Source organism: Promicromonospora sp. NPDC057138 (assembly GCF_042670845.1).
Classification (GTDB): Bacteria; Actinomycetota; Actinomycetes; order Actinomycetales; family Cellulomonadaceae; genus Promicromonospora.
In genome coordinates this window covers 1-19,813 of record NZ_JBHUUX010000088.1, presented here as the reverse complement: position 1 = coordinate 19,813, position 19,813 = coordinate 1, and the positions used below count along the sequence as shown (strand labels likewise).

Here is a 19,813-nt window from a genome sequence, read left to right as displayed (position 1 = left end):
CGCCGAGGTAGAACTCTGGCGAAGTAGAACTCTCGCGAGAGTTCTACTTCGCCAGAGTTCTACCTCGGCGGGTGTTGGTCAGAGCTGGGCTCGGAGCTTGGCGCCCTTGGCGTGTGCTACCTCGCTCAGCTCGGCCTGGAACGCCTCCATGCGCTCCCGCAGAGCCTTCGCCTCGTCGCCCGCGCCCGAGGCCAGGATCCGCGCCGCGAGCAGGCCCGCGTTGCGCGCCCCGCCGATCGACACCGTCGCGACGGGCACCCCGGCCGGCATCTGCACGATCGACAGCAGCGAGTCCATGCCGTCCAGGTACTTCAGCGGCACGGGCACCCCGATCACGGGCAGCGGCGTCACCGCCGCGAGCATCCCGGGCAGGTGCGCCGCTCCGCCCGCGCCCGCGATGATCACGCGCAGCCCCCGGCCCGCGGCCTGCCGCCCGTAGTCGATCATCTCGGTGGGCATGCGGTGCGCCGAGACGACGTCGACCTCGACCGGCACCTCGAACTCGCCCAGCGCCTCAGCGGCCGCCTGCATGACGGGCCAGTCGGAGTCCGACCCCATCACGATGCCGACCTGCGGGGTGGTGCTCATGCGTTCGCCTCTTCCTCGGTGGTGGTCTCGACAGGCTCGACCCGCGGCGCGGAATCGACCCGCGAGAGCGTCTCGCCGCGCAGCAGCGCCGCCGCCGCGATCGCCCGACGCCGGACCTCGTCCAGGTCGTCGCCGCTCACGTTCACGTGCCCCAGCTTGCGGCCCGGCCGGATGCCCTTGCCGTACAGGTTGACCCGCGCCTCCGGAAACGTCGCGAGCACGCCCGGCAGCGCGTCCGTGAGCTCGCCCAGCGTGGAGCCGAGCACGTTCGCCATGACTGTCCAGGCCGCCGTCGGCTCGGTGGAGCCCAGCGGCAGGTCCAGAACCGCGCGCAAGTGCTGCTCGAACTGGCTGGTCACGGCGCCGTCGATGGTCCAGTGGCCGCTGTTGTGCGGGCGCATCGCGAGCTCGTTGACGAGCACCGTAGGCACGCCGCCCGGCCCCACGACCTCGAACATCTCGACGGCGAGCACGCCGGTGACGTCGAGCCCCTCGGCCACCGTCGTCGCGATCTCGCGGGCGCGGGCGTCCAGCTCGGCGGACAGGCCGGGCGCGGGAGCGATCACCTCGGAGCAGACGCCGTCGCGCTGCACCGACTCGACGACGGGCCACGCCCGCACCTCGCCCGAGGGACGCCGCGCCACCAGCGCGGCCAGCTCGCGCACGAACGGAACCTTCTCCTCGACGAGGAGCTGCGGACCGCCGTCGGCCACCGCGGCGAACCAGTCGGCGACGTCGTCCGCGGACGAGACCGCGCGGACGCCCTTGCCGTCGTAACCGCCGCGGGAGGTCTTCACCACTGCCTCGCCGCCCACCTCCGTCAGGAAGGCCGCCAGCGCGGCCCGCCCCTCCTCGGGGGACGACGACGGCAGCGGCGCCCACCGCGGGCACGGCACGCCCAGCTCGGTGAGCCGCCGCCGCATCACTATCTTGTCCTGCGCCTGCACCAGCGCGTGCGGGCCGGGGCGCACCGGCGTGCCGTGCTCGATGAGGTCCGTGAGCAGGGCGTTCGGCACATGCTCGTGCTCGAACGTGAGCACCGACGCCGCCGCGCCCGCCTCCGGGGCGATGAGCGACCGGATCGCCGCCTCGTCCGACGCCACGCCCACCGGCGTGTCCGTCACGACCTGCGCCGCGGACGACGTCGGCTCCTCGACCAGGACCCGCAGGTGGATGCCCAGCTCGCCGGCCGCCGGCGCCATCATACGGGCGAGCTGCCCGCCTCCGACCACCGCGACGACGGGCGGTCCGGCCGGGGTCGGCACCGTGCCGGACGGCTCACCGGACGGCTCACCGGAGGAGGAATGGCGGGAATCGAGTGTTGCGCTCACGTCGGTGAAGCCTACCGGCGGCCGCGGCCCTTCTTCTGGCCGAAGCTGGAGATCTTCGACCCCACCGGCAGCACCTGGTGCGGGTCGAGCGTCTTGGGCACGCCCGAGAGGAACACGGTGAACACCGGCGGGGTGCGCTGGGTGAGCTGCAGGTTGCCGCCGTCGGCCGCGACGAGGTCGCGGGCCAGGGCGAGCCCCAGGCCCGTACCGGCGCCGGACGTGACGCCGCGCTCGAAGATCTTGCCCTGCATGTCCTCGGGGACGCCCTCGCCCTCGTCCGTGACCTCGATGGCCATGGCGCCGCGCTGACCCTCACGGATCCGCAGGGTGGTGGTGCCGCCCCCGTGCTTGAGCGAGTTCTCCAGCAGCGTGGACAGCACCTGCGCGAGCGCCCCGGGCGTGGCCAGGACGCGGGCGCCACCGGAGTCCTCGACGTTCAGGTGCCGGTCCGCCCGCTCGAAGGACTCGCGCCACTCCTCCGCCTGCTGGAGGAACAGGACCGCGACGTCCACGGACTCCGTGGTGCCGCCCTGCGCGCGCCGCGAGCGGGCGAGCAGGTCGTCGACCACGCCGACCAGGCGCTCCACCTGCTCGAGCGAGATCCGGGCCTCCTCCTGCACCTCGGGCTCGCTGGAGGTGAGCGTGATCTCCTCCAGGCGCATCGTGAGCGCCGTGAGCGGGGTGCGGAGCTGGTGCGAGGCGTCCGACGTGAACTGTCTCTCCACGGCGAGCCGGGCCGCGAGCCGGTCGGAGCTGCGCGCCAGCTCGGCCGCGACCAGGTCGATCTCCTCGACGCCGGACGGGTCCAGCCGCGGACGCACCTGTCCAGCGCCGAGCTGTTCGGCCGACGCCGCGAGGTACACGAAGGGCTGCGCCAGCCGGTTGGCCTGCCAGGCGGCCGTGACGGCGCCCGCGGCGAACGCGCCCACGCTGCCGAACACGACGAGCACGACGACGTTGATCGCCTTGATGTACGCCGGCCAGGCCGACACCGAGATCACCACGCCCATGACGGGCTGTTCGTCGGAGGCGAACCCCCGGTCGATGGTGGCGCCGGATACGGGATCGCCCGAGGTCAGCTGCTCGCCGTTCGGCTGGTTCACCGTCACGAACGCGACGATGTCGTTGCCCTGCGGCTGGACCGCCCGGTCCAGCACCGACTGGTCGACGAAGCCGGCCTCGGCGGCCGACCGGTTGCGCTCGTAGGAGTTGACCGCGGACGAGAGGAGGTCCTGCGCCCGGGTCTCGACCCGCTGGACTTCCTGGTCGTAGATGTACCGGGCACCGAAGATCGCGAGCGGGATGCCCAGGAGCAGGACGGCGACCGCAACCGCGGCGATCGTCGCCTGCAGTACGCGAGCGCGCACTGGCTAGCTCGCCCCTATCTCGAAGCGGAAGCCGAGACCGCGCACGGTGGAGACGTAGCGCGGTGCGTTCGCGTCGTCGCCGAGCTTGCGGCGCAGCCACGACACGTGCATGTCCAGAGTCTTGGTCGAGCCGACCGGGTCCGAGCCCCAGACGTCGCGCATCAGCGTGTCCCGGACGACCACGGAGCCGGCGTTCTGCACGAGGACGCGCAGCAGGTCGAACTCCTTGGTGGTCAGGTGCAGCTCGCGGTCGCCCTGGAAGGCGCGGTGCGCGGAGACGTCGACGCGGACGTCCTGCGCGTGCAGCTCCTCCTCCTCGCCGGTCTCGCCGTGCGAACGGCGCAGCAGCGCCCGGACGCGTGCGAGCAGCTCGGCCAGGCGGAAGGGCTTGGTGACGTAGTCGTCGGCGCCGGCGTCGAGGCCTACGACGAGGTCTACCTCGTCGGCACGGGCGGTCAGCACCAGCACTGGCACGGTGAGGCCATTGGCCCTGATCTCGCGCGCGACATCGAGCCCGTCCATGTCGGGAAGGCCCAGGTCCAGAACTACGATGTCCGCACCGGTCGAGCTCTCGATCGCACCTTTGCCGGTTCCTTGCACGACGACGTCGTATCCCTCACGGGAGAGCGCTCGTGCCAACGGCTCGGCAATGGCCGGGTCGTCTTCGGCTAGGAGTACGTGAGTCATTTCGCCATCGTAGGGCATAACCGACGCTCTGGCGCTACCCGGGCACCCACGTATCGAATGCCCTACCGAATCCTTTCGGCTGAGGAAGCTATGGCGCAAGTGCTACCACGGTATGACGCGCCCGCGCAACGGTTCGACCTACGCTGACCTGCATGGGTTGGTACGAGCGGTTGGCGCAGTGGTCGGAGCGGTACCGGTTCCTCACCGACCTCGGCGCGACGGTGCTCGTCGGCGTGGTCACCATCGTCATGGCGGTCTCGACCTACTACCCCGACAGCCCTGGCGGGGTGCCGATGACGCTCGTCTCCGCCGCCGTGCTCGCGCCGCTGCCCTGGTGCCGTACCCGGCCGGTCGCGTCGTGCGTGGCGATCTTCGTGGTGTGCATGCTGCAGCTCACGGTGCTCGGCATGGCGATCGTGCTCCCGGCCAACTTCGTGGCGGTGCTGGTGTCGCTCTACTGCGTCACCGTCTACGGCCCGCCGTGGGCGTACCTGATGGCCTGCGGGATGGCCGTGGTCGGGTCGGCGACGTACGGTCTCGCGAGCTTCTTCCGGAACGACGGCATGTCGCCGCTGGCCGCCGGGGCGCCGGCCGTCACGATCATGACGTTCCTGGCCTGCGCCTTCGCGTTCGGCCTGGTGCGCCGGTCGCGGCGGGCGATGCTCGTGGCCATGCGCGACCGCACCGAGCGCCTCGAGATCGAGCGCGACCAGCAGGCACGGATCGCCACGGCCGCCGAGCGCGCGCGCATCGCCCGCGAGATGCACGACATCGTGGCCCACTCCCTCTCCGTCGTCATCGCGCAGGCCGACGGCGGGCGATACGCCGCGGACGCCGACCCCGCCGCCGCCCAGCGCTCCCTCGGCACCATCGCGGAGACCGGTCGCGCGGCGCTGGCCGACATGCGCCGCCTGCTCGGCGTGCTGCGGGAGGATCAGCCAGGCAGCAGCGTGCCGCTCGGCCTGGTCGCGCCGGACGGCGCTCCGGCCCGGCCCGCGCCGCCGGTGCCGAGCGGCCGCGCCGCCGGGCTGAGCGCGGGAACCGCGCCGCCCGCGAGCGCCGCTGGGGCGCCGGTCGCTGCGGGGACGGTCGCTCCTGGTTCGGCCGCGGCGTCCACCAGTGCCGCCCCGCTGCGGCCCCAGCCCGATGCCACCGACATCGGCCACCTGGTCGAGCAGGCGCGCGACGACGGCATGCGGGTCTCCTGGGCCCGCGTGGGCGTCGAGCGACGCCTGCCGCCCGGGGTCGGGCTCACGCTGTTCCGGGTCTGCCAGGAGGCGCTCACCAACGTGCGCAAGCACGCCGGCCCGCGGCCCGCCGTCACCATCCTGGTGCGCTGGGGCGAGGGCGAGGTGGAGCTGCGGGTGGACGACGACGGGCGTGGCCTCGCGGCCGCTGGTGCGCCCGGCTCCGACGAGCCGGCGCTCACTCCCGGGTACGGTCTGCTCGGGATGCGCGAGCGCGCCGAGATGTTCGGCGGCACCCTCGCCGCCGGTCCCCGCCGGGGCGGCGGGTTCTCCGTGCGGTTCGTGGTGCCGATCCCGCGGGTGTCCGCGCAGCTGCCCGACCCTGCGGCTGACCGCGCGCCTGGCGGTGCGGCCGACGCGTCGCCCGAGGCGCGGCCGGACGCCGTGCCCGCCAACGCGGCGTCCGAACCGGACGGTGACCGCACCGACCAGGCCGACCTGAACGACCTGAACAACACACGAGGAGCACGATGACCTACGCCCCCGGCGCCCCCGACGGACCGGTGCGCGTCGCGCTGGTCGACGACCAGCCCCTGGTCCGCGCGGGCCTGCGCATGGTGATCGACTCGCAGCCCGACCTCCAGGTGGTGGTCGAGGCCGACGACGGCCGGGACGCGCTGCACCTGCTCGGCACCACGGCGTCCGACGTCGTGCTGATGGATGTGCGCATGCCTGGGATGGACGGCCTCTCCGCGACCCGGGCGCTCCTGGCCGACGGCGGCCGGGCCGCGGCGGGCGACCCTCGCGTCGTCGTGCTGACGACGTTCGACCTGGACGAGTACGTGCTGGACGCGATCCGGGCCGGGGCCAGCGGCTTCCTGCTCAAGGACGCCCAGCCGGAGGAGCTGCTCACGGCGATCCGCACGGTGCACCAGGGCGACGCGGTGATCGCGCCGTCGTCCACGCGGCGGCTGATGGAACGCCTGGTCACCGCGTTGCCGCCCGACGAGGCGGCCGGGCCGCAGGAGGCGCTCGCCGGCCTCACGGGGCGGGAGCGCGAGGTGCTGGTGCTCATGGCGCGGGGGCGGTCGAACACGGAGATCGCCGGCGACCTGTTCGTCGCCGAGGCGACGGTGAAGACGCACGTGGGGCGCATCCTGTCGAAGCTGAACGCGCGCGACCGCGTGCAGGCAGTGGTGACGGCCTACGAAACAGGCCTGGTCCGCCCGGGCTCCTAGCTCGTTGAGTGCTGGGTATCTGCGGACATACCGTGCAGCAGTCCGCAGATACCCAGCACTCAACGAGCGGCAGGAGGGGCTACTCCCCGGCGAGCGCCGCCACGGGACGGGTGCGGACCGCTGCCTGGGCCGGTACCACCGAGGCGACGAGCCCGGCGACCAGGGCGACGCCGACGACTGCCGCGACGTCGGCCCACGGGACCACGAACGGCACGGCGCCGACGGAGGACAGGGCGGAGGCCGCGCCCGCCCAGCCGTACACGAGGCCCAGCACGATCCCGAGCACCGCCCCGACCCCGGCGATCAGCATGCCCTCGATGGCGAGGGTGGCCCGCAGCTGTCCCGTGGACAGCCCGATCGCGCGGAGCATGGCGTTCTCCCGGGTGCGTTCGATGACGGACAGCGACAGCGTGTTGGCCACACCGATCAGCGCGATCACGACGGCCACGGCGAGCAGGCCGACCACGATCCCGAGGATCACGTCGATCACCTGCTGGTAGGCCTGCCGCTGGACGACGGCGCCCGTCACCTCCACCGCCTCGTCGGTAGCGGCCACCGCGTCCTGCACGGCGGCGACGGCGTCGGTGGGGTCGCTGCCCTCCGCGACGCCCGCCCACAGGGCGTTCGGGCCCGCGTTCGGGGTGAACGCGGCCAGGTCGAGGGGCGTGAGGTAGGCGGCGGAGGCGCGCAGGTCGCTCGTGACCACGTCGAGCGTCACCTTGCCGGCCGGTCCGGTGAGCGTGATGGTGTCGCGCCCCTCCAGGCCGTAGTCCGTGGCGGCCTGGTCGGGCAGGAGCAGCGTGCCGCGCTGCACCGAGGCGACGTCGCCGGGCGTGTTGAGCACCGACCGCAGGGCCTCGGGGGTCGCGGCGACCACCGGCAGGACCGAACCGGCGTCGCCGGCGACCTCCGCGGTGGCCGTGGTCACCTCGGCCACGGCGCGCAGGTCGGCGACCTCACGCACGGCGTCGGTCACGGTGCCCGGGAGGACGACGGGGTCTCCGCCGTCGTCATAGGACGTGGAGGAGACCTGGAGGTCGACGGGGTACTGGGCGTCGAGCTCGTCGTCCATCGCGAGCCGGGCGCTGGCGGCGCCCGTCGTCATCATGGAGACGAGCGTGACGCCGATCAGCAGCGCCGTGGCGGTCGCGGCCGTGCGGCGCGGGTTGCGCAGCGTGTTGGCCGCCGCGAGGCGGGCGGAGGGGCCAGTCGTGCCGATCAGGCGGCCGACGCCGGCGGCCACCCTGGGCAGCCAGAACACCGCGCCGACGATGACGCCCACCAGCGAGACGGACCCGCCGAGCACCGCAGCGAGCACGCCGACGTCCGCGCTGCCGCCCATCCCGAGGGCGACCCCGCCGGCCAGGACGGCGAGCCCGCCGAAGGTGGCGAGGCCTGCCAGCACCGCCCGGACCCGGCCGGCGCCGCGCAGCGTGGGCGCGTCCGTCGGCCGCAGGGCGGCGAGCGGAGCCACGCGGGCGGCGGCGCGTGCCGGGGCCAGCGCGGCGGCGAGCGTCACCAGGACGCCGACGGCGAGGGGCAGGAGCACGACGGGCACGCTCACGGTGATGGTCTCCGGCAGCGGTACGGCGAGGTCGAAGGCCGGCACGATCAGCAGACCCGCCTGCACCAGCAGGCACCCGAGGAGCACGCCCGCCAGCGAGGCGAGCAGGCCGAGGACCGCCGCCTCGAGCAGGACGCTCCGGTAGAGCTGGCCGGTGCCCGCGCCGACGCAGCGCAGCAGCGCCAGGGTGCGCGACCGCTGAGCCACCAGCACCTGGAAGGTGTTGGCGATGACCAGGCCCGCGACCACGAGGGACACGCCGGCGAAGGCCAGGACGAACACGAGGAAGATGGTGTTCTGGCCGCCCGAGATGCCCGCCACGACGCCCTCGGCGTACTCCTGCGTGGTCTCGACGCCGGTGGCGGACGGGACCGCCGCGGCGAGCGCGTCCCGCGCCGCCTCGACGGCGCCCGGGTCACCGGCCTGGTCGAGCGCCACGACGATCGCCGAGTAGGCCTCCGACTCGCCGGGTTCCCGCTCGTCGGCGATCCGCTGGGCCATGGCCTCGGGCGTGATGACCCCCATGCCGCCGCTCATCGCGTAGGCCTTGTACGGGTCGTCCACCAGGCCGGAGACCGTCAGCTCCTCGGTGACCTCCTGGCCGTCGTAGTACTCGGTGCCGTCTTCCTCGACGGTGGGCTCGTCGTCCAGCACCCAGCGGGTGGACGAGACGGTGTCGCCGACGCCGATGTCGAGCCGCTCAGCGACGTCCGCCGGCAGCGCGATGCCGCCGGGGCTGTCGGGCCACGCGCCGTCGGCCAGCACGAGCGGGGAGAGCCGGGGGTCGGAGGCCCGCGCGACCAGCGACTGGTAGATCGACCTGCCGCCGTGGTTGAGCTCGGTGTACGTCTCCTGGAGCCCGTCGGCCGCGCCGACGCCGGCGGCGGCCCGCACGGCGTCGACGTCGGCCCGCGTCATGGTGCCGCCGTTGTCGGACACCACGAGGTCGGCGTCGGCGTACTGGGCCGCGACCTGGTCGTAGGTGGTTCCGGTGATGATGTTGCCCGCCAGGAGCGTGGCCGCGACGAACGCGGTACCGATGACGATCGCCACGCCGGCGGACATGAGCCGCCCGGTGCTGCGGCGCATCTGCGCCAGGGTCAGGCGCGCTGTGGGGTACCTGGTCGACATCACGCACCCGTCCGCGAAGTGGTGGGTGCTGTGGCACCGGCGGCTCCGGCGGGGCCGCCGATGACGGCGGGCTCCAGCGTGCGGAGGGCGTCGAGGCCGGCCATGGCGGACTCCGGCGTCGGGTCGCTGATGTCGCCCGCGATACGACCGTCCGCGATCAGCACCACCCGGTCCGCGTACGCCGCCGCGGAGGGGTCGTGGGTGACCATGATGATCGTCCGGCCCAGCTCCCGCACCGACCGGCGCAGGAACGACAGCACCTCCGCGCCCGAACGCGAGTCCAGGTTCCCCGTCGGTTCGTCGGCGAACACGACGTCGGGCTGCGCGATCAACGCCCGCGCGATCGCGACCCGCTGCTGCTGCCCACCCGACAGCTCACCCGGCCGGTGCGTCAACCTGCCCGCCAGCCCCAGCGTGGTCACCAGGGTCTCGAACCACGCCCGGTCCACCGACCCACCGGCCAGCTCGACCGGCAGCGTGATGTTCTGCTCGGCCGTGAACATCGGCAACAGGTTGAACTGCTGAAACACGAACCCGACCCGGTCCCGACGCAACCGCGTCAGCGCCTTGTCGTTCAGGCCCGTGATCTCCGTGGTCCCCAGGAACGCCTGCCCAGTCGTCGCGGAGTCCAGCCCCGCCAGCAGGTGCATCAGGGTCGACTTCCCCGAACCGGACGGGCCCATGATCGCCGTGAACCGCCCCTCCTCGAAGTCGACGTCCACACCATCCAGGGCACGCACTATCGCCTCGCCCTTGCCATACGTCTTGCTCAGGCTCCGGGCCCGTACGGCACGGGCGGCGAAGTCCGACGCGGTGGCCGGCTGGTCCGTCGGGACGTACACGGTGGTGTCCACGAGTTTTCTCCTCGTTAGTTGAGGGTGCTGGGTGCTGCAGGCGGGTCGCCGGTGGCGGCTCGCACCGGACGAATGCACGTGGGAAAGGTGCCCCGCCTGCCGCCCGGAAGTGGTCCGGCCTTGCCGGGTTGCCCCGGTTCGGCCGGCATCAACGAACCTACGGAGGCGGGCGGCCTCGCGACATCGGGTGTCAGCCTGATCCTTGCCGGACCGTGTCATCCCCTGGTCGTACGTCTGGTCGGGCCCGGGTAGGGGCACTCCCCCAGGGGTTGTGCCGTAGCGAGCACGACGCCGGGCCTGTGGAAACGCGAGTTGTGCACAGGAACCCCTGCTGTGGCCTCGATCCGGGCGAGTGCGGGGGGAGGCTGGACGGCATGACCCGACCCCGAGCGTCCGACTGCGCGGTGCGCGTGACCCTGCACCCCGGAGAGGACGTGCTGCTGCGCCCCGGCGCACGCCTGGCCGACGTGCGCGCACCGCTGGCGGCGCTCACCCGCCGTCCGGAGCTGCGGTACGCGGCGCTCGCGGTCGACCGCGAGCGCCTGACCGACGAGCGGGTGGTCGGCGAGCGGCCGCTCCTGCCCGGCGCCGAGCTCCGCGTCGCCCCTATGGGGCGCGCCGGCGTGCCGCGAGACGCGCCGCTACCCGGCCCCGGCCCCTGGTCCGACGCCGGCAAACCCTGGCTCGTCGCCCGGGCGGCCGGGCCCGACGCCGGGACGGTGGTCGGTGCCGAGGGGCTGTGGGCCGCGCTCCGCGCCTGGGTCCGGCTGCGCCCGGACGGGCGCCTCGCGATCCGTCGGACGGGCGGTCCCGCGACGTGGCTCGCACCCCGTCCCGAGCCCGCGCCCAGCGGCGTCCCGTGGGCGCTCACGCTGCTGCCCGCCATCGCGTCGCTGGGTCTCGCCGCCGCCCTGCGCCAGCCCCTCCTGGCGGTGTTTGCGCTGGTAGGCCTGGTTGTGACGCTCCCGCAGCTGCGGGCGGCCCGGCAGCGCGCGGCGGCCGGCCCGGGCGTGCGCAACCGGCCGCGGGAGCTGCCCGGTCCGGCCGGGCTCCTGGCCTTCGCGCACGCCGCGCTCCACGTCTCGCCGGGCGCCTGGGCGGCGGCGCAGGACGCCTGGACCGCAGCAGCGACGACGACGGCGGCTCGTGCCACCGCCCGCGCGCCCGGCCCGTTCGGCGTCCTGCCCGGGCCAGGAGCACACCTCCTGTCGGCGCCGCACGACGACCCCTGGGAACCGCTGCTGCACGACGGCGCCGTCGCCGTGCTGGGGCCGGACGGCCCGGCCCGCGCCGTCGCCCGCGCGCTCGTCGCCCGGCTCGCCGCCCGGGGCGCGGAGGTGCTGGTCGGGGAGCACGCACCGGGCTGGTCCTGGGCCCGGTGGCTCCCGGCCGGTGGGCCGCGCGTGCTGGTGCTGGACGGCGCGGCGTGCGGCGTCCTCGATCGCGCCGCGGGCCTCCGGGCGGCCGGCGCGCCGGGACCCACCGGCCCGCCCGACGTCGACCTGATGGTGTCCGTCGGGACGGTCCCGCCCGGATGCCGTGCGGTGGCGCGGGTGCTCGACGCCCGCCGCGTCCGGATCACCGGGCCGGACGGCGCGGCGCGCACGGTGCCGCTCGTCGGCGTCACGGCCGAGTGGGCCGAGCACCTGGCCCGGCTGCTCGCCGGCGCTGCCAGCCTCGGCCGGACCGCCGCCGCCGGGCAGCCCGAGGACTCGCGCCTGCCCGACGTCGTGCCCCTGACCAGGGCGCACGGGCTCGCACAGGTGCCGGGACCGGAAGCGCTGGCGGCACGATGGGCCGACGCACGCGGCTGGGCAGTGCCGCTCGGCATCGGCGCCGACGGCACGCCCGTGTGCCTCGACCTCGTCCGCGACGGACCGCACCTGCTCGTCGCGGGCACCACCGGATCGGGCAAGTCGGAGCTGCTGCAGACGCTCCTGCTCGGGCTCGCCCTGACCCGGTCACCGGCCGACCTCGCCCTCGTGCTCGTGGACTTCAAGGGCGGCGCGAGCCTCGGCGCGTGCCCGGCGCTGCCGCACGTGGTCGGCCAGGTCACCGACCTCGAACCGGGGCTCGCGGCGCGAGCGCTCGGCGGGCTGCGGGCGGAGCTGCGCCGCCGCGAGCGCGTCCTCGCCGCCCACGCCGTGCCCGACGTCACCGCGCTACCGCGCGGAACGCTCCCCCGGCTGGTGGTGGTGATCGACGAGTTCCGCGCCCTGGCCGACGACCTGCCCGAGTTCTTGCCCGCACTCCTGCGCGTCGCGGCGCAGGGACGGTCGCTCGGCGTGCACCTGGTGCTCGCGACGCAGCGGCCGGGCGGAGCAGTGGGACCTGACCTGCGGGCCAACGTCAGCGCGCGCCTCGCGCTCCGGGTCACCGACCCCCTGGAGTCGCGCGACGTGCTCGACGATCCGGCCGCGGCGCGGATCCCCGCCGGGACGCCGGGCCGGGCGGTGCTACGCCTGGGTTCGGCGCCGCCCGTGCTGCTGCAGTGCGCGCACGCCACCGCCCCGCGCGAGGCCGAGATGCCACTCGTACGCCGGGCCCCGGCCCGGGCCGGGCGCCCCGTACCCGTACTGCCGACGACCACCCCCGGCACCTCCACACCGGACGCCGCGACGCTCCTGGTCGACGCGGCCCGTGGCGCTGCCCGCGCGATGGGCCACGCCCCGGGCGCCCCGCCCTGGCTGCCGGCTCTCCCCCGCCGGGCCACCGTCGCGGACCTGCCCCCGGCCACCCGGCGGGACCGGAGCGGTCTCGCGCTCGCGGTCGGCGACGACCCGGACCACCAGCGCCGCACTACCGTGACCTGGGATCCGGCCGACGGCCACCTCGCGATCCTCGGGCGGGCCCGTTCGGGGCGCACCACGGCGCTGGTCGCCGTCGCGCTGTCCGCCCTGGAGCGCGGCTGGGCGGTGCACGGCATCGCGCGGGACGCCGCCGCGCTCGCGCCCCTGCGGCACCACCCCGGCTACGGCGGGACCGTCCACCCGGACGACGCCGAGGCGATGGCGCGCGTCCTGTCCGACGCCTGCCCGGACCCCGGCAGCAGCTCCGACAAGAGCGCGAATACCGGCTCCGACGCCGACCGGGCGCCCAGGGACCGCGCGCTCGTGCTCGTCGACGGCGCCGAGGACGTGCGCGGCACGCTGCCGGCCGCGGCGCTGCGGTCGGGACCCGCGTTCGCCCTCTCGGCCGACGGCCCATCGGTGGGTGGCCTGGCGTCGCGGGTGGGGCCGCGCCTGGTGCTGCTCGGCACCGACCGCGCGGCCGACGTCGTGCTCGGGGCTCCGGTGCTGCTCGCGGGCTCGGGAGGCCCGCCGGGCCGGGCCGCATGGTGCGGCCGGGGCGATCCGGTGCTGTGCCAGGTGCTGGAGCCGGACGACGCGCAGGTGGAGCCCGGGATCAGTCCGCGGAGCCGGTCCCCGAGGTCGCCGCCACGACGGAGGGCGTCATGAGCAGCGCGCCGACGGCGAGCGCGATCACGAGCGCCGCCCAGCCTCCCGCGACGGTGATCCCGGTCCCGCTCCCGATCGCCGCAACCGATCCGATGACCTGGAAGAGCTGCCAGGTCACGATGGGTCCACGGCCGGAGCGGCGTCCGGCGAGAAGCGCTCGGCACGACATGGCAAGAGCCCAGGCAACGCCCAGGAGGAAGAGCACCAGAAAGAGACTCACACCGAGGGATGTGGAACCACCCGCAATGAGTTCACCAAGTAGCACCACAGCCAGAGCAACGAGGCCGATCACCTCGACCAGGACGCCGATCAAGAGGGCACGAAGAAACACGGGGACACGAGGCGCGAAAAAGGCTTCCAGTACTGGCACGACGTACTAGGATACTGATGAGTGGGCTATTCACAATAGTGTGACGGATACCTCAGGGTTCACTGCCAAGAAACTTCGCCGTAACCCCTTGTGCGAGCGTTCACGAGCGTGTGAACCTAGATACAGCAATCCACCACACCCCGAACGAACCCCCGTCGGTCGCCGTCTGGCGCACAGGGATCGCACAACGATCCATAACCAGACCTGCGCGCCCCAGACGCACGACGACGATGCTCCCACGCGGCGAGCCGGACGGCGGGTAGTTCCTTCCAAGGAGTACGTGACCATGGACTGGCGCCACCGCGCAGCATGCCTCGAAGAGGACCCCGAGCTGTTCTTCCCGATCGGCAACACGGGCCCCGCCCTGCTGCAGATCGAGGAGGCCAAGGCAGTGTGCCGTCGCTGCGACGTCGTCGACACCTGCCTCAAGTGGGCGATCGAGTCCGGCCAGGATGCCGGCGTCTGGGGCGGTATGAGTGAGGACGAGCGCCGCGCGCTCAAGCGCCGCACCGCGCGCGCTCGTCGCGCGGGCTGACTTTCCCGCAACGCTTCTCCGCGAGCCGCGCCCGAGCACTCCCCCTTCGCTCGGGCGCGGCTCGCGTATTTCTTTCTCGGTTCAGCCGCGTCCCGGTCCGGACCCTGCTCAGTCGGGACCGGTTCAGGCCCGTGCCGAATCGGCGACGCGCAGCACCAGCTGCAGCTCCACCTGGGTGCCGCCGCCCTCGCGGGTCGACCATTCGATGGTTCCGCCGAGCTCGTTCGTGACGAGCGTGCGCACGATCTGCGTCCCCAGCCCGCTGCCGGGACCGCGCCCGCCCGCACCGCCGTTCTCGGGCAGCCCGATGCCGTCGTCGGCCACGACCACCCGTAGGTCGGAGTTCTCCCGCTCCACGCCGATCTCCACCGTGCCGACGGTGCGCCCCACGAACCCGTGCTCCACGGCGTTGGTGACCAGCTCCGTGAGCACGAGGGCGAGCGGCGTCGCGTCCTGCGCGGGGACCATGCCGAACGAGCCGGTACGCACGGTCCGTACTGACGTGCCCGCGGAGGCGACGTCGGCCGTGAGGCGCAGCGCCCGGCCCACCATGTCGTCGAGCTCGACCTGCTCGTCCAGGGTCTGCGAGAGGCTCTCGTGCACCAGCGCGATGGTCGAGACGCGCCGCATCGCCTCCTCGAGCGCCTCCTTCGCGGCCGGCACGTCCATGCGCCGGGCCTGCAGCCGCAGCAGCGCGGCCACGGTCTGCAGGTTGTTCTTGACCCGGTGGTGGATCTCGCGGATCGTCGCGTCCTTGGTGATGAGCTCGCGCTCGCGCCGCCGCAGCTCCGACACGTCGCGGCACAGCAGGACGGCGCCGATGCGCTGGCCGCGGTCCGTCAGGGGCATCGCCCGCAGCGACAGGGACACCCCGTGCGCCTCGATGTCGGTGCGCCACGGCGCGCGGCCCATGACCACCAGGGGCAGCGACTCGTCGACGGGCTTGAGCTGCTCCACCAGGTCCGCCGTCACCTCGACGAGCGACTGGCCCACCAGCGGCCCGATCACGCCGAGCCGGTGGAAGCACGACAGCGCGTTCGGGCTCGCGTACAGCACCTCGCCCTCGGAGTTGAGGCGGATCAGGCCGTCGCCCACGCGCGGTGCGCCGCGGCGCGAGCCGGTCGCCGCGTTCGGCAGCGGGAACTCGCCGCGCGGGATCATCGCCACGAGGTCGTCGGCGGCCTCGACGTAGTTGAGCTCCAGGCGCGACGGCGTCCGGCCCGAGCCCAGGTTCGTCTGCCGCGCGATCACCGCGATCGCCGTGTCCTTGTGGACGACGGGGATCGCCTCTTCCCGCACCGCGTACGCGCCGAACCAGCGCGGTTCCCGGGCGCGCTGCGCCTTGGCCTCGGCCATCGCCTTCGCGAGCTGCGGGCGCTGCCCTTCCGGGGCGAACGAGCCGACGATGTCGTCGTAGTGCACGGTCGCGCCCGTCGAGGGGCGGCACTGGGCGATCGCGATGAACCGCCCGTCGGCGGTGGGCAGCCACAGCACGAGGTCCGCGAACGCCAGGTCCGAGACCACCTGCCAGTCGCCGACCAGGAGATGCAGCCACTCGACGTCGGCCGGCTCGAGGTCGGCGTGCTCAAGGATCAGGTCACTCATCGCGGACACGCGCCCCAGCCTATGCCGGAACCACCCCATGGCCCGATGCGGGTGCACCGCGTACCCCCTGCCCGTGCAGCGTTCGCGCGTATCGGGCGCGCGTATTGCTTCAGATAGAGTTCCACCACCGGCATGCCCCGTCGGCGCGAGGAGGAAAGCCCGTGCACCTGACCGTGGACCTGACGTTCCCCGCGAACATCGACGACGTCTCCGCGATGCTCGCCGACGAGTCGTTCGTGCGGTGGCGTGCCCAGCGTTCCACCGGATCCGTGAACGGCGTGGTGGAGCAGGCCGACGTCACGGGCACCGCGGCCACCGGCTTCACCGTGGTGGTCCGCCGAACCCTCCCGACCGACATCATTCCCGTGCAGGCCCGCCCGTTCGTGGGTGCGCACCTCGAGATCCGCCAGGCCGAGGCCTGGGAGGCGGCGTCCGAGGGGCGGCGCACCGGCACGGTGGCCCTCGAGATCCTGGGCGCGCCGGTGCGGGTCACCGCCACCGCGGCCCTCGCCGCGCTGCCCGACGGCGGGACCCGCCTGACCTATGCGGGCGACGTACGGGCGACGGTGCCCCTTTTCGGCACGGTCATCGAGGAGGCCGCGGTCAGCGCCGTCCGCAGCACCCTCGAGACCGAGGCCGAGGCGGGCCGCGACTGGCTCGCCGGCAAGCACACGGGAACGGCCTAGCCACCCCGCTCCGGACGCCCCCTCCGGGGACGCCCCTGTCGGCCACGCCGGGCATTGCGGCAGGGCCATCTCCAGACCAACCTTCAGTCAACCTGGCACAACCTCGGCATTTCGGACAACGTTTCACCTGTGGAACATGACGTTCGCTCAGCCACTGCCGATTTTCCGCGGCGAGTGCTACATCCTGAGCGAACATTCGTGTCGGATGTGGGCAAGTTTGTGCTCTGATATCGCTCTCACGCGCCGACACGCAGCGTCCCGATCACGAGGAGTACCAGTGCCCAGCAAAAACGGACCGGTCCGAAGCCGGACCGTCCATCCCCGACGCGCAGCCCTTGCCACGCTCGCGGTCTTCGTCCTGCCCCTGACCGCCTGCGGTTCGCTCCTGGGGCAGAGCCCCGCGGGCCCCGAAGGGGACGACGCCCCGATCACCCTCACGGTGTCGACGTTCAACAACTTCGGGTACACGGACGAGCTGCTCGCCGAGTACACCAAGGAGCACCCGAACGTCACCGTCGAGCACATCGTGGCCCCCACCTCGGACGAGGCCCGCCTGCAGATGCTCAAGGCGACCACCACGGGGGACGGCTCCGAGCTCGCCGACGTCGTCGCCGCCGAGGTCGACTGGATGCCCGAGCTGATGCGGCACTCGGAGCTCTTCGAGGACCTGACGGACCCCGAGGTCAACAAGCGCTGGGTGGACTGGAAGGTGGCACAGGCCACGACGCCGGACGCCAAGCTCCTCGGCTACGGCACCGACATCGGCCCCGAGGCCATCTGCTACCGCTCCGACCTGTTCGAGGCGGCCGGTCTGCCGACCGACCGCGAGGAGGTCGCGAACCTGCTCGGCGGCAAGGACGCCACATGGGAGCGCTACTTCGAGGTGGGCCGCCAGTTCGCGGAGAAGTCCGACGTCGCCTGGTTCGACGGCGCCACCGGCACCTTCCAGGGCATGATCAACCAGCTTCCCGCCGCGTTCGAGGACCCGGCGACCATGCGGCCGACCGACCTGGCGGCCAACGCCGAGGTCCGCGCGGTCTACGACCAGATCACGGGCGCCATCAGTGACGGGCTCTCGGCCGGCCTGGTGCAGTGGTCCCCGGAGTGGTCCGCCGGGTTCCAGTCGAACGCGTTCGCGACGATGCTCTGCCCCGGCTGGATGATGGGCCCGATCGAGTCGTACTCGGCGGGCGTGCAGGGCTGGGACGTCGCCAACGTCTTCCCTGGTGGCGGCGGCAACTGGGGCGGCTCGTTCCTGACGGTCCCGTCCGCGGGCGTCTACCCCGAGGAGGCGAAGGAGCTCGCCAAGTGGCTGACCGCACCCGAGCAGCAGACGCGGGCCTTCGCCGCCGCCGGCGCGTTCCCGTCGCAGATCGATGCGCAGGGGTCGAAGGCCGTCCAGACCTACACGAACCCGTTCTTCAACAACGCCCCGGTCGGCAAGATCTTCACCGCCCGCGCCCAGTCCATCGACGGCGCGCCGTACAAGGGCCCGTACTACTTCGCGATCCGCGACGAGGTCAACAACGCGCTGACAGCGGTGGACACCGGCAGCAACAGTCCGGAGATCGCTTGGAACCAGGCGGTGCAGACCGTCGGGGACATCCGGCTGCAGCAATGAGCGAGGCAGGGTTCGCCCACAGCCTCCCTTGACATGACGCACGTGCGGCGCAACGATCAGTGCCCGTGGGAGCGCTACCACACCATGATGGTGGGAGCGCTTCCAACGCTGGTACGCCGACGTGCCCCCACGTCACGCGACCGCACCGAGCACGACCCGTACGACCCAGACCGCACGACAAGGGAGTCCCCAGTGCTGAGCAGTACCCGACCCACGCGGCGCGCCGCCGCCCGCACCCTCCAGGCGACCGCCGGTGTCGCCGCTATCGCCCTCGCACTCACCGCCTGCGGTGGGTCCGACGAGCCTGAAGCCGGATCCGGCGACGACGGTCCCATCACGCTCAAGGTCGCGACGTTCAACGACTTCGGCTACACGGACGAGCTGCTCGCCGAGTACACCAAGGAGCACCCGAACGTCACGGTCGAGCCCGTCACGGCTGCCACCAGCGACGACGCTCGTAGCAACCTGACCACCAAGCTCGCCGCCGGCGGCGAGGGCCTGGCTGACATCGAGGCGATCGAGGTCGACTGGCTGCCGGAGCTCACGCAGTACCCCGACCTGTTCACCGACCTGGCCGACCCCGAGCTCGACGGCCGCTGGGTGGACTGGAAGGTCCAGCAGGCGACGACGCCGGAAGGCAAGGTCATCGGCTACGGCACCGACATCGGCCCTGAGGCCATCTGCTACCGCTCCGACCTGTTCAAGGCGGCCGGCCTGCCGACCGACCGCGAGGAGGTCGCCGAGCTCCTCGGCGGCGACGACGCGACCTGGGAGGACTACTTCGCCGCGGGCCGCGAGTTCGTGAAGGAGTCCGACGTCCCCTGGTACGACAGTGTCGGCGGCACCTTCCAGGGCATGGTCAACCAGCTCCCCGCCGCGTTCGAGGACGCGGAGACCGGCGAGCCCAAGGACCTCGCGACCAACACCGAGGTCAAGGACATCTACGACCAGATCATCGGCTCGGTCGACGACGGCCTGTCGGCCGGCCTGACGCAGTGGGACGGCGACTGGGACGCGGCCTTCCAGAAGGACGGCTTCGCCACGATGCTCTGCCCCGGCTGGATGACCGGTGCTATCGAGGAGCGCGCCGGCGGCGTCAAGGGCTGGGACGTCGCCAACGTCTTCCCCGGCGGCGGCGGCAACTGGGGCGGCTCGTTCCTGACCGTCCCCGCCTCGGGCAAGAACACCGAGGCCGCGAAGGAGCTCGCCGCGTGGCTCACCGCGCCGGAGCAGCAGACCAAGGCCTTCGAGTCGGCGGGCACGTTCCCGTCGCAGATCGAGGCGCAGGAGTCCGAGGCCGTCCAGAGCTCGACCAACGAGTTCTTCAACGACGCACCGGTGGGCGAGATCTTCTCCACCCGCGCCCAGGCCATCGACGGCGCCCCCTACAAGGGCGCGCACTACTTCGCCATCCGTGACGAGGTCACCAACGCGCTCAACCGCGTCGACGTCTCGAAGTCGCAGGACGCCGACAAGGCCTGGGACGAGGCCGTCGAGAAGGCTTCGGCCCTCGGCTGAGCCTGAGCAGCGCCAGCCGCAACCGGTGGTCGAGCTTGTCGAGGCCTGGTCTCGACAAGAGCGACCCCCCGGT

At 73.1% G+C, this 19,813-nt stretch carries 15 protein-coding genes; 7 read left to right on the top strand and 8 right to left on the bottom strand.

Annotation, left to right across the window (positions count from 1 at the left end):
* Positions 1–78: 78 nt before the first annotated feature.
* From purE to ACFT2C_RS26935, 4 genes are all read right to left on the bottom strand, one after another.
* A complete protein-coding gene (gene purE, locus ACFT2C_RS26950) occupies positions 79–588 on the bottom strand; it encodes a 5-(carboxyamino)imidazole ribonucleotide mutase (protein WP_377210170.1) in 510 nt (169 codons plus the stop codon).
* Positions 585–1,793: a 5-(carboxyamino)imidazole ribonucleotide synthase gene (locus ACFT2C_RS26945; RefSeq protein ID WP_377210172.1), complete on the bottom strand. Its 1,209-nt coding sequence runs from the start codon at positions 1,791–1,793 to the stop codon at positions 585–587. Before ACFT2C_RS26945 ends, purE begins: the two co-directional genes overlap by 4 nt.
* A gap of 137 nt (positions 1,794–1,930) precedes the next feature.
* A complete protein-coding gene (locus tag ACFT2C_RS26940) occupies positions 1,931–3,286 on the bottom strand; it encodes a sensor histidine kinase (protein WP_377210169.1) in 1,356 nt (451 codons plus the stop codon).
* Positions 3,287–3,289: 3 nt separating this feature from the next.
* Positions 3,290–3,973, bottom strand: a complete 684-nt coding sequence (locus ACFT2C_RS26935) for a response regulator transcription factor (RefSeq protein WP_026366105.1) — start codon at positions 3,971–3,973, stop codon at positions 3,290–3,292.
* 152 nt (positions 3,974–4,125) lie between these two features.
* Here ACFT2C_RS26935 and ACFT2C_RS26930 point away from each other — a divergent pair, with 152 nt between their 5' ends.
* Both ACFT2C_RS26930 and ACFT2C_RS26925 read left to right on the top strand, forming a co-directional pair.
* Positions 4,126–5,694: a histidine kinase gene (locus tag ACFT2C_RS26930; protein WP_377210168.1), complete on the top strand. Its 1,569-nt coding sequence runs from the start codon at positions 4,126–4,128 to the stop codon at positions 5,692–5,694.
* Positions 5,691–6,398, top strand: coding sequence for a response regulator (locus tag ACFT2C_RS26925; protein ID WP_377210167.1), 708 nt, complete (start codon positions 5,691–5,693; stop codon positions 6,396–6,398). The genes ACFT2C_RS26930 and ACFT2C_RS26925 overlap by 4 nt, the downstream gene beginning before the upstream one ends.
* 79 nt (positions 6,399–6,477) lie before the next feature.
* On the opposite strand, the gene ACFT2C_RS26920 is transcribed toward ACFT2C_RS26925, so the two are convergent.
* Positions 6,478–9,051, bottom strand: coding sequence for an FtsX-like permease family protein (locus tag ACFT2C_RS26920; RefSeq protein ID WP_377210166.1), 2,574 nt, complete (start codon positions 9,049–9,051; stop codon positions 6,478–6,480).
* Between the two features lie 41 nt (positions 9,052–9,092).
* The gene (locus ACFT2C_RS26915) at positions 9,093–9,947 is read right to left on the bottom strand and encodes an ABC transporter ATP-binding protein (protein ID WP_377210165.1); all 855 of its coding nucleotides are present in this window, start codon (positions 9,945–9,947) and stop codon (positions 9,093–9,095) included.
* 374 nt (positions 9,948–10,321) lie between these two features.
* Here ACFT2C_RS26915 and ACFT2C_RS26910 point away from each other — a divergent pair, with 374 nt between their 5' ends.
* On the top strand, positions 10,322–13,405 hold the full coding sequence (locus ACFT2C_RS26910) for an FtsK/SpoIIIE domain-containing protein (protein WP_377210164.1): 3,084 nt from the start codon (positions 10,322–10,324) through the stop codon (positions 13,403–13,405).
* On the opposite strand, the gene ACFT2C_RS26905 is transcribed toward ACFT2C_RS26910, so the two are convergent.
* Complete coding sequence (locus ACFT2C_RS26905; RefSeq protein WP_377210163.1) at positions 13,353–13,523, bottom strand: hypothetical protein; 171 nt, start codon at positions 13,521–13,523, stop codon at positions 13,353–13,355. The two genes, ACFT2C_RS26910 and ACFT2C_RS26905, sit on opposite strands and share 53 nt — an antisense overlap.
* Before the next feature lie 538 nt (positions 13,524–14,061).
* Between ACFT2C_RS26905 and ACFT2C_RS26900 the strand changes: the two genes are divergently transcribed.
* On the top strand, positions 14,062–14,310 hold the full coding sequence (locus ACFT2C_RS26900; protein ID WP_026365970.1) for a WhiB family transcriptional regulator: 249 nt from the start codon (positions 14,062–14,064) through the stop codon (positions 14,308–14,310).
* A 123-nt stretch (positions 14,311–14,433) separates the two neighbouring features.
* Here ACFT2C_RS26900 and ACFT2C_RS26895 read toward each other — a convergent pair whose 3' ends face one another.
* Positions 14,434–15,915, bottom strand: a complete 1,482-nt coding sequence (locus ACFT2C_RS26895; RefSeq protein ID WP_377210171.1) for a sensor histidine kinase — start codon at positions 15,913–15,915, stop codon at positions 14,434–14,436.
* Between the two features lie 161 nt (positions 15,916–16,076).
* Here ACFT2C_RS26895 and ACFT2C_RS26890 point away from each other — a divergent pair, with 161 nt between their 5' ends.
* The 3 genes from ACFT2C_RS26890 to ACFT2C_RS26880 all read left to right on the top strand — a co-directional run bounded on the left by ACFT2C_RS26890 (position 16,077) and on the right by ACFT2C_RS26880 (position 19,740).
* Positions 16,077–16,601, top strand: a complete 525-nt coding sequence (locus tag ACFT2C_RS26890) for a DUF2505 domain-containing protein (RefSeq protein WP_377210162.1) — start codon at positions 16,077–16,079, stop codon at positions 16,599–16,601.
* Positions 16,602–16,878: 277 nt separating this feature from the next.
* Positions 16,879–18,222, top strand: coding sequence for an extracellular solute-binding protein (locus ACFT2C_RS26885; protein WP_377210161.1), 1,344 nt, complete (start codon positions 16,879–16,881; stop codon positions 18,220–18,222).
* 192 nt (positions 18,223–18,414) lie between these two features.
* A complete protein-coding gene (locus tag ACFT2C_RS26880) occupies positions 18,415–19,740 on the top strand; it encodes an ABC transporter substrate-binding protein (protein WP_377210160.1) in 1,326 nt (441 codons plus the stop codon).
* Positions 19,741–19,813 lie beyond the last annotated feature (73 nt).